The organism is Streptococcus mitis SK597 (assembly GCF_000148545.1).
GTDB lineage: Bacteria > Bacillota > Bacilli > Lactobacillales > Streptococcaceae > Streptococcus > Streptococcus mitis_C.
Map to the genome: position 1 here is coordinate 68,637 of NZ_AEDV01000073.1, position 8,140 is coordinate 76,776.

An 8,140-nucleotide genomic window follows, 5' to 3' on the forward strand; every position below is an offset into this window, starting at 1 on the left:
AAGTATAAAGCATACAAAACTTCACTTTGAACCAGTATTTATACTATATTCCGTATTAAAAATTCTATTATTGGTTTTGTAAAAAACAGTCTTCAAATATCCTGAAATATAGCAAAAAGAGATTGGGTAAAAACTCATTGTCTCTTCTCACTCAAGGACTAGGTTCACTTGAGCAAACTGAATCCGCACTGTCGTTCCTTTTCCAACCTCAGACTCGATACGAATCTGGTGCCCCAGTTCTTCAGAAATTTTCTTAGATAGGTAGAGGCCAAGTCCAGATGACTGCTGGGTTAGGCGTCCATTGTAGCCTGAAAATCCACGTTCAAAGACTCGGAGGACATCACTGTTTTTTATCCCGATTCCCGTATCCTTGATACAAAGCTCTTGCCCCTCCATATAAATCTCCAGACCACCTTCCTTGGTGTACTTGAGACTGTTTGAGATGATTTGCTCAATAACTACTAGCAACCACTTCTTATCCGTCACGATTTCTTTATCAAGGTCATGTAGATTGACATTTAGTCCTTTTTGAATAAAGAAAAGAGCGTATTTACGAATTATTTCCCTAACCAAGTCCTCAATTTGAACCTGCTTTAAGACCAAATCATCATGAAAACTTTCTAAACGCAGGTACTGTATGACTAGATTGGTATAGGAGTCAATCTTGAAAATTTCCTGTTCTAATTGCTGCTTCAGTTGGCGGTCGACCACTTCTGCAACTAAGAGCTGACTGGCTGCAATGGGGGTCTTAATCTGATGGACCCACAAGGTATAGTAATCCAGCAAATCCGTCAGTTTTCTTTCTGAATCTGACCTCTGCTGATAGAGTTCCATCTCCCGCGCTTCTAATTTTTCAGCCAAGGCTCTTTCCAAAGGAGATTTGGCTTCCCTCTCCCCATAGAGAATTTCCTGGCGATAGACCTGCATTTCCACCAATATGTCCCAAGTGAAAAATAAGATGGTTACAAAGCAACACAAGAGGAAAAAGTAGAGAAAGTAAATTCCCAAACTGGCAAATAAAAACTGAAAGAGCAAAACCAGAAATGCCAAAGCAAGCAGATAGACAAACAGACGACTACGGGAGCGCAAATAATCTAGAAAAAATTGTTTCCAATCAAGCATGCTTTAATCCGTACCCTATCCCTTTCTTAGTCTCGATAAATCCTACCAAGCCCTGCTCTTCCAATTTTTTACGCAAACGAGCCACATTGACAGAGAGAGTATTATCATCAATGAAAAAGTCACTGTTCCAAAGTTCCCGCATGAGGTCGTCACGCGCTACGATATTCCCCGCATGCTCAAACAAAACGCGTAAAATCTGGAATTCGTTCTTGGTCAAATTCAAGACTTGTCCTTGATAATGTAAATCCATGGATTTGGTATTGAGGATAACACCAGCATATTCCAGTAAACTCTCATCACGCCCAAACTCATAGGAACGGCGCAACAAGCCCTGAACCTTGGCGAGAAGAACCTGCTGGTCAAAAGGCTTGGTCACAAAGTCATCCGCCCCCATATTGATTGCCATAACGATATCCATAGCCTGGTCTCTGGAAGACAGAAACATGATAGGCACCTTGGAAATCTTGCGAATTTCCTGACACCAGTGATAACCATTAAACAAGGGCAGGCCAATATCCATGAGGACCAGATGAGGCTCCGACTGAACAAATAAACTCAAAACTTCCATAAAGTCTTCTACCAAGACCACTTCAAATCCCCATTCAGAGAGCATTTTTCCGACCTGTTGACGAATAACTTGATCATCTTCTACTAGTAAAATCTTGTGCATGCGCTCCTCCTTTTCTATTATTATAACAGATTTTTCCATGCTCGAAGGTCTGAAACTGAATTTGACATAGCTTGTTTTTAGCCAACATAGTGAGGCAATCCTACTAGCTAATTTGAGGGAAATCTGATAAGATAAATAAACAGAAAGGAGTTCTTATGGCCAATATTTTTGATTATCTGAAAGATGTCGCACACGATTCCTTTTACGACCTTCCTTTGAATGAATTAGATATTCTAGCCTTAACAGAAATCACCTATCTCTCCTTTGATAATCTGGTCTCTACAGTTTCTCAGCGACTTTTAGACCTGGCACCTCAGGTTCCAAGAGAATCGAACATGTTGACCAGTAAAAATCGGCTCCAATTATTGGATGAATTAACTCGACACAAACGCTTCAAAAATTGCAAACTCTCCCATTTTATCAACGACATCGACCCTGAACTGCAAAAACAATTTGCGGCTATGACCTACCGCCTCACTCTCGATACCTATCTGATTGTCTTTCGTGGGACAGATGATAGTATCATTGGTTGGAAGGAAGATTTCCACCTGACCTATATGAAGGAAATTCCTGCTCAAAAGCACGCCCTTCGCTATTTAAAGAACTTTTTTGCCCACCATCCTAAGCAAAAGGTCATTCTGGCTGGGCATTCCAAGGGAGGAAATTTAGCCATCTATGCTGCTAGTCAAATTGAGCAAAGCTTGCAAAATCAGATTACAGCAGTTTATACCTTTGATGCGCCTGGTCTCCATAAAAAACTGACACAAACCGAGGGCTATCAAAGGATAATGGATAAAACCAAGGTCTTCATTCCACAAGGTTCCATCATCGGTATGATGTTGGAAATTCCTAACCACCAAATCATCGTGCACAGTACTGCCTTGGGTGGTATCGCCCAGCACGATACCTTTAGTTGGCAGATTGAGGACAAGCACTTCGTCCAACTGGATAAAACCAACAGTGATAGCCAACAAATTGACATAACCTTCAAAGAATGGGTGGCCACAGTCCCTGATGAGGAACTCCAGCTCTATTTCGACCTCTTCTTTGGCACCATTCTAGATGCTGGGATTAGCTCCATCAATGACCTGTCTTCCTTCAAGGCGATTGAACACATTCATCATCTCTTTGTCCAAGTTCAATCCCTCACTCCAGAAGAAAGGGAAACCATGGGACGCCTCACCCAGTTATTGATTGATACCCGTTACCAAGCCTGGAAAAATAGATAGTAGCTTTCAAAAATCAAATGTATATAAAACAAAAGACCTAGAACACAGACTTTCATGTGCATTCTAAGTCTTTTTTAATAAAATCTAACTACCAAATAACCCCTTTATAGGCTAACAAAATGATAACTAACAGCAGGACATACAAGGCAAGGAAAAGCCATTTCATCTTGACACAGAGCGCTACGTACTCCCGAATAAAAGCAGATGGTATGTAGTAGCCTGCCGTCCTACATCCGAGGCCATCTCCCTTCATATTTAACTTACGCGCATAGGTACTGGTACGAAAAACATGATAGTCATTTGTAACAAAGAGGAATTGAGGTTTGGCTACCAGTTCCTCACCAAGTTCCTTAGAAAAGAGAAGGTTCTCGTAGGTAGTCCTTGATTGATCTTCCAGAATAATCGCATCTTGGGGAACATCTGTCTCTTCAAGAAGATAGTTTGTAATGGCCTGCGCTTCAGAAATCTTCTCATCTGCTCCTTTTCCACCGCTGGCAATAATTTTTATGTTAGAATTTTTAGACTTGTAGTAAGCTTCTACTGCCTTATCAATTCTCCTCTTCAGCAAAGGTGTTACCTTTTCTCCGTCTAACAAACCTGCACCATGAATGATAATAAAATCATAATGCTTCTTCTTAGGAATAAAGAGATACAAGATAGAGTACAGAATAAAAGCCACAAAAGCAAAACCAAAAATAAAGTAAGAATAAGCAATAAATGCAAATAAAATATTTAGAAAGTGATTGGTGTAAAATAATTCATGTCGTCCTCCCAATCGAAATGACATCAAAGCAAAAAATAGCAAAATGACTATTCCAAGGAGCATGGAGAAATAATTAGCCTTTGAACGTCCCTCTCGCTTCAACAAAATGACCCCATTATAGATTAGAAAGATGCCACTTAGAAAAAGCAAAAAAGGAAGTAAAATAAAGGGAAATATAAAAAAAGCGAAATGAATCTTCTCATATCCATTTTGAATAAAAAAGGTAGCCTAGATAAAAATAACTGGAAATGAGGGATAATAAGAATAATACTGGATTCCACAAACTTCTATTATCCTTCCAAAATGACACTATAAATGCTAATACAATTCCTATAACGAGATACATTTCTTCCTCCTTTAATGATTCTATTTTATCACAATTTTACATAGAGAAAAAGAGGGCATCTATCCCTCTCAATCCTTCATCTGACTCTCTGCATCGGCCACGACTTGTTCTAGACTGGTCTGACCAAGTTCAGCCTCCATAGCTTGCTGGATCCTCTCCAATTTTTGATCCAAAACCTCATGAATATGAGCTCCGACTGGGCAATTTGGATTTGGATTGTCATGAAAACTAAAGAGTTGACCTGTCTTACCAAGACACTCAACTGCTTGATAAACATCTAATAGACTAATATCCTTAAGGTCCTTGACAATCTCTGTTCCGCCCGTTCCACGTGCTACTGAAATCAGCTCTGCCTTCTTCAACTGGGACAAGGTTTTTCTGATAATGACAGGGTTGACCCCGACACTAGCAGCCAGAAAATCACTGGTCACCTTGCTTTCCTTCCCCTTGAGGGCAATGATTATCAGCATATGAGTCGCAATGGTAAATCTACTTGGAATTTGCATCCTCTTCTCCTTTTTACGAGGCTCCCCTGCCTCTACTCTTCTTTTTCTTTTATTATACCCTTTTTAGTTGTAATGTCAATCGTTACCACTTTTCAACCAAGCATCTAATTCCCTATCATAGCCCTCTTTCTGGGCCAATTCTCTCAGAAATTCCTGATGATGAGTATGGTGGATCCCATTGACCAGACTTTCATAGTAAACCTCAAAATAGGGTAGTTTGAGGTCTTTAGCTAGCTGCAATTCAGCTACCACATCGTAGTCTACCCGTCGAAAGTCCATATCTACCAAGCCCTTGTCATCAAACTCCAAAATCATATACTGGGCTCGCAAGTCCTTCCGCAACTGGGCATCCAAAAAGAAAGGTTGCCCAATCGAACCCGGATTGACAATCAATTGCCCACCAGTCCCGTAACGAAGCAACTGCTGGTGAATATGACCATAAACAGCAATATCACAAGGTGGATTGGTCACCAAGCGGTCAAAATCCTCTTGCGCTCCAGTATGAATCAACTCTCGCCCCCAGTTCTTATCAGGAAGATGGTGGCTAATTCCCACCGTCAAATCCCCAAACTGACGATGGAGCTGGAGAGGTTGATTGTGGAGCAGTTCAATTTCTTCTAGGGAAATTTCCTCTAAAACATACTGGCACTGGCGTAAGAGATAGCGTTGACTGGGACGAGTGCTATCCAATTCCTTACGGACACCATGCCACAGACTATCTTCCCAATTTCCCAAAACTCTAGCTGTAATCGGTAGTTGAGCCAACAAGTCCAAAATCTTTCTACGCCCTGTCCCTGGCATGAGAATGTCTCCCAAAAGCCAGTATTCATCCACTCCTAGCTGCCGAGCATCTGCCAAAACAGCCTCCAAGGCGGTGGTATTTCCATGAATATCTGAAAGAAGAGCTATTTTCGTCATATCCATCTCCTCGTTTTTTCTCTTGCAATAAGTATAACATAAAAAGTCATAGCTAGAGAAATCTAGCTTTTTTTGATATACTAGATAGAGATATTAGACAAGAGGAAGCGAATGACCCCGAATAAAGAAGACTATCTAAAATGTATTTATGAAATTGGCATAGACCTGCATAAAATCACCAACAAGGAAATTGCGGCCCGCATGCAAGTCTCTCCCCCTGCCGTAACTGAAATGATTAAACGGATGAAAAGTGAAAATCTCATCCTCAAGGACAAGGAATGTGGCTATCTACTGACTGACCTTGGACTCAAACTGGTCTCAGAGCTCTACCGTAAGCATCGCTTGATTGAAGTTTTTCTAGTCCATCATTTAGACTATACAAGTGACCAGATTCACGAGGAAGCTGAAGTCTTGGAACATACTGTCTCTGAGCTATTCGTGGAAAGACTGGATAAACTGCTAGGTTTCCCCAAGACCTGCCCTCACGGAGGAACTATTCCTGCCAAGGGAGAACTCCTAGTTGAAATCAATAATCTGCCACTAGCTGACATCAAGGAAGCTGGCGCCTACCGCCTGACCCGGGTGCACGATAGTTTTGACATTCTCCATTATCTGGACAAGCACTCACTTCACATCGGTGATCCGCTCCAAGTCAAGCAGTTTGATGGCTTCAGCAATACCTTCACTATCCTTAGTAAAGACGAGGACTTACAAGTAAGTATGGACATTGCCAAACAACTCTATGTCGAAAAAATCGACTAATTTCTCCAATCCCCTACCAACCCTGAAAGTTTGATTTTCAGGGTTTTATTTCTATCATTTGATTTTACTCTCATTTAGTTGTAGAATGTTTGTAAAAAACAAGAAAGATAGTTTAAACTATGAAAAAATCACTAAAAATTTTTGCGACATCTAAATGGTTTGACCTTTTCGGAGTTGCTTTGGTCGTTGGGATTGCGATTGCATCTGGTTACCTCAACTCCCGTCTCGACAAATTCGTAGACTGGGGCCCATGGACAGCTCTTGTTCCCTTTGGATTGATTTCCGTAACCAATGTTGGGATTTCCATGTTGTCCACTCGTTTCACGGGGAAATTAAGCAAATGGGGAAATTACTTTGGTATTGTTAATACCATTTTGTCCGGTGCTATTGATTATATCCTTGGAAATAAGGCGGCCATCATTACCTATCCCGTCACCTTCCTCATTTATACCTTTGCTATTAAGAAATGGGAAGCTTCGCAAGAAGGCAGACCCAACCAAATGAGCCAAAAACAGCTAAAATTGGCGGCCATTATCATCTCCATCATCGCCTTCCTCTTTGCCTTTGTGACCAACTATATCGGCTATGGAGGAAAGATGAATCTCCTTGCCTACGTAACAACTATTGCCTTTGCACTGTCCCTCATTGCCAATGCTTTGAACGCATTGAAACTAACAACTCAGTGGGGCTTTTGGTTGATTTATAATTTCGTTCAGCTGACAAAGGCTGGCATTCAAGGAAACTTTGCCAATATTGGAAAATACATCTTTTATATCCTCAATGCAATCGGAGCTTTATTTGTCTGGAATGATGAAGAAGTGGAACAATAGGAGGAAACTCAAATAAAGAAATCTAATAGAATCTCCTTACTAAAATTTTTTATCATTTTACTTGTAACTTCCATTCTTTTGGAGTAGAATGAAGATAGATAAAAGAGGGAGGTCATCTTATGAAAAAACTCTTTAGAATCCATTTTGCAGCCATCGTAGTCAGCGATTTGCTACTATTTGCATTTTTTACCACTAGATCCGAGACAGCTTTCGACTGCCTCTTGCTCACTGGTTTTATTTTCATCCTTGCTCAAGGACTACTGCTGTTTCGCTTGGTTGTCCAACTCAAACATCAATTCGCTGAGATTTATCCTCAAATCAGTAAAAAGATTCGCTTCTACTATTTAGGAGTTCTCTCCATTGATTTTCTATTTTTTGTCCTTTTAGCCTTCGTTAGTTCTCATCGTTTTTCATCTCTTATGCCAATCATCACTGCTTGCCATTCTACTTTTTATTATATGACAGCTGACTACCTAAGAGAAAACTATCCTGACTTTTACAACAAACATATCTCTTTGTGGGAATGTCTCTAAGGAAAAGGAGGTTTTATCATGAAAAAAATCATCTTCATCAAAACCACTCAACTCCTCGTCATTGATGGAATCATGCTGGCATTTTTGACATTTAAAGAGGGGCTTACTTGGGATTGGATTTTAATTTATAGCGGTTGGCTCATTTTCTTTCATCCTGTGCTATTGACCTATCTTTCTAACCAGCTTTGTGACCACTTTAGTCAACTCTATTCTCAGATTAGACCGAGATTCTGGCGATTTGCCTTACAAATCCTCCTCTGGGATAGCCTGATGATTCTCTCCTTGATATGTTTAAGTAGCATCCCACTTTTCCTTCAGGGCACTCTCTTCATCCTAGGTCATCTCATACTTTCCTATCGCATAAGCCAAAGCCTGAAAAGAGATTTCCCAAAAGCCTATCAGGAACCGATTTCATTTTGGGGTATTTTATGATAGATGAGAAAAACCAAGCCGTCCGGGGG

At 40.6% G+C, this 8,140-nt stretch carries 9 protein-coding genes and 1 pseudogene; 5 read left to right on the forward strand and 5 right to left on the reverse strand.

Annotation, left to right across the window (positions count from 1 at the left end; translation table 11 throughout):
- Positions 1–147: 147 nt before the first annotated feature.
- Entirely contained in the window at positions 148–1,122 is a 975-nt protein-coding gene (locus SMSK597_RS09795) for a HAMP domain-containing histidine kinase (protein WP_000887977.1), read from the reverse strand.
- The gene (locus SMSK597_RS09800) at positions 1,115–1,792 is read right to left on the reverse strand and encodes a response regulator transcription factor (protein WP_000548991.1); all 678 of its coding nucleotides are present in this window, start codon (positions 1,790–1,792) and stop codon (positions 1,115–1,117) included. The genes SMSK597_RS09795 and SMSK597_RS09800 overlap by 8 nt, the downstream gene beginning before the upstream one ends.
- A 155-nt stretch (positions 1,793–1,947) precedes the next feature.
- Between SMSK597_RS09800 and SMSK597_RS09805 the strand changes: the two genes are divergently transcribed.
- On the forward strand, positions 1,948–3,021 hold the full coding sequence (locus SMSK597_RS09805; protein WP_001273804.1) for a DUF2974 domain-containing protein: 1,074 nt from the start codon (positions 1,948–1,950) through the stop codon (positions 3,019–3,021).
- Positions 3,022–3,109: 88 nt separating this feature from the next.
- Here SMSK597_RS09805 and SMSK597_RS09810 read toward each other — a convergent pair.
- The 3 genes and pseudogenes from SMSK597_RS09810 to SMSK597_RS09820 all read right to left on the reverse strand — a co-directional run bounded on the left by SMSK597_RS09810 (position 3,110) and on the right by SMSK597_RS09820 (position 5,554).
- A pseudogene (locus SMSK597_RS09810) lies at positions 3,110–4,130 on the reverse strand (YdcF family protein).
- Positions 4,131–4,198: 68 nt separating this feature from the next.
- A complete protein-coding gene (locus SMSK597_RS09815) occupies positions 4,199–4,636 on the reverse strand; it encodes an Rrf2 family transcriptional regulator (RefSeq protein ID WP_001166798.1) in 438 nt (145 codons plus the stop codon).
- A 75-nt stretch (positions 4,637–4,711) separates the two neighbouring features.
- Positions 4,712–5,554: a metallophosphoesterase family protein gene (locus tag SMSK597_RS09820; protein WP_000160945.1), complete on the reverse strand. Its 843-nt coding sequence runs from the start codon at positions 5,552–5,554 to the stop codon at positions 4,712–4,714.
- A gap of 111 nt (positions 5,555–5,665) precedes the next feature.
- Here SMSK597_RS09820 and SMSK597_RS09825 point away from each other — a divergent pair, with 111 nt between their 5' ends.
- From SMSK597_RS09825 to SMSK597_RS12995, 4 genes are all read left to right on the forward strand, one after another.
- Entirely contained in the window at positions 5,666–6,316 is a 651-nt protein-coding gene (locus tag SMSK597_RS09825) for a metal-dependent transcriptional regulator (protein ID WP_000188516.1), read from the forward strand.
- A gap of 119 nt (positions 6,317–6,435) precedes the next feature.
- The gene (locus SMSK597_RS09835) at positions 6,436–7,146 is read left to right on the forward strand and encodes a nicotinamide mononucleotide transporter (RefSeq protein WP_000749111.1); all 711 of its coding nucleotides are present in this window, start codon (positions 6,436–6,438) and stop codon (positions 7,144–7,146) included.
- A 119-nt stretch (positions 7,147–7,265) separates the two neighbouring features.
- Positions 7,266–7,679 carry a hypothetical protein gene (locus SMSK597_RS09840; RefSeq protein ID WP_000732784.1) on the forward strand — a complete coding sequence of 138 codons (414 nt, stop codon included), beginning with the start codon at positions 7,266–7,268 and terminating at the stop codon, positions 7,677–7,679.
- Positions 7,680–7,697: 18 nt separating this feature from the next.
- The gene (locus SMSK597_RS12995) at positions 7,698–8,111 is read left to right on the forward strand and encodes a hypothetical protein (RefSeq protein WP_000720034.1); all 414 of its coding nucleotides are present in this window, start codon (positions 7,698–7,700) and stop codon (positions 8,109–8,111) included.
- The last annotated feature ends 29 nt before the right edge of the window (positions 8,112–8,140 follow it).

Excerpts from the sequence above, each read along its gene's own strand:
- SMSK597_RS09815 (WP_001166798.1), bottom strand. The coding sequence starts at position 4,636 with ATGCAAATTCCAAGTAGATTTACCATTGCGACTCATATGCTGATAATC.
- SMSK597_RS09800 (WP_000548991.1), bottom strand. The coding sequence starts at position 1,792 with ATGCACAAGATTTTACTAGTAGAAGATGATCAAGTTATTCGTCAACAG.
- SMSK597_RS09795 (WP_000887977.1), bottom strand. The coding sequence starts at position 1,122 with ATGCTTGATTGGAAACAATTTTTTCTAGATTATTTGCGCTCCCGTAGT.
- SMSK597_RS09825 (WP_000188516.1), top strand. The coding sequence starts at position 5,666 with ATGACCCCGAATAAAGAAGACTATCTAAAATGTATTTATGAAATTGGC.
- SMSK597_RS09840 (WP_000732784.1), top strand. The coding sequence starts at position 7,266 with ATGAAAAAACTCTTTAGAATCCATTTTGCAGCCATCGTAGTCAGCGAT.
- SMSK597_RS09835 (WP_000749111.1), top strand. The coding sequence starts at position 6,436 with ATGAAAAAATCACTAAAAATTTTTGCGACATCTAAATGGTTTGACCTT.
- SMSK597_RS09820 (WP_000160945.1), bottom strand. The coding sequence starts at position 5,554 with ATGACGAAAATAGCTCTTCTTTCAGATATTCATGGAAATACCACCGCC.
- SMSK597_RS09805 (WP_001273804.1), top strand. The coding sequence starts at position 1,948 with ATGGCCAATATTTTTGATTATCTGAAAGATGTCGCACACGATTCCTTT.
- SMSK597_RS12995 (WP_000720034.1), top strand. The coding sequence starts at position 7,698 with ATGAAAAAAATCATCTTCATCAAAACCACTCAACTCCTCGTCATTGAT.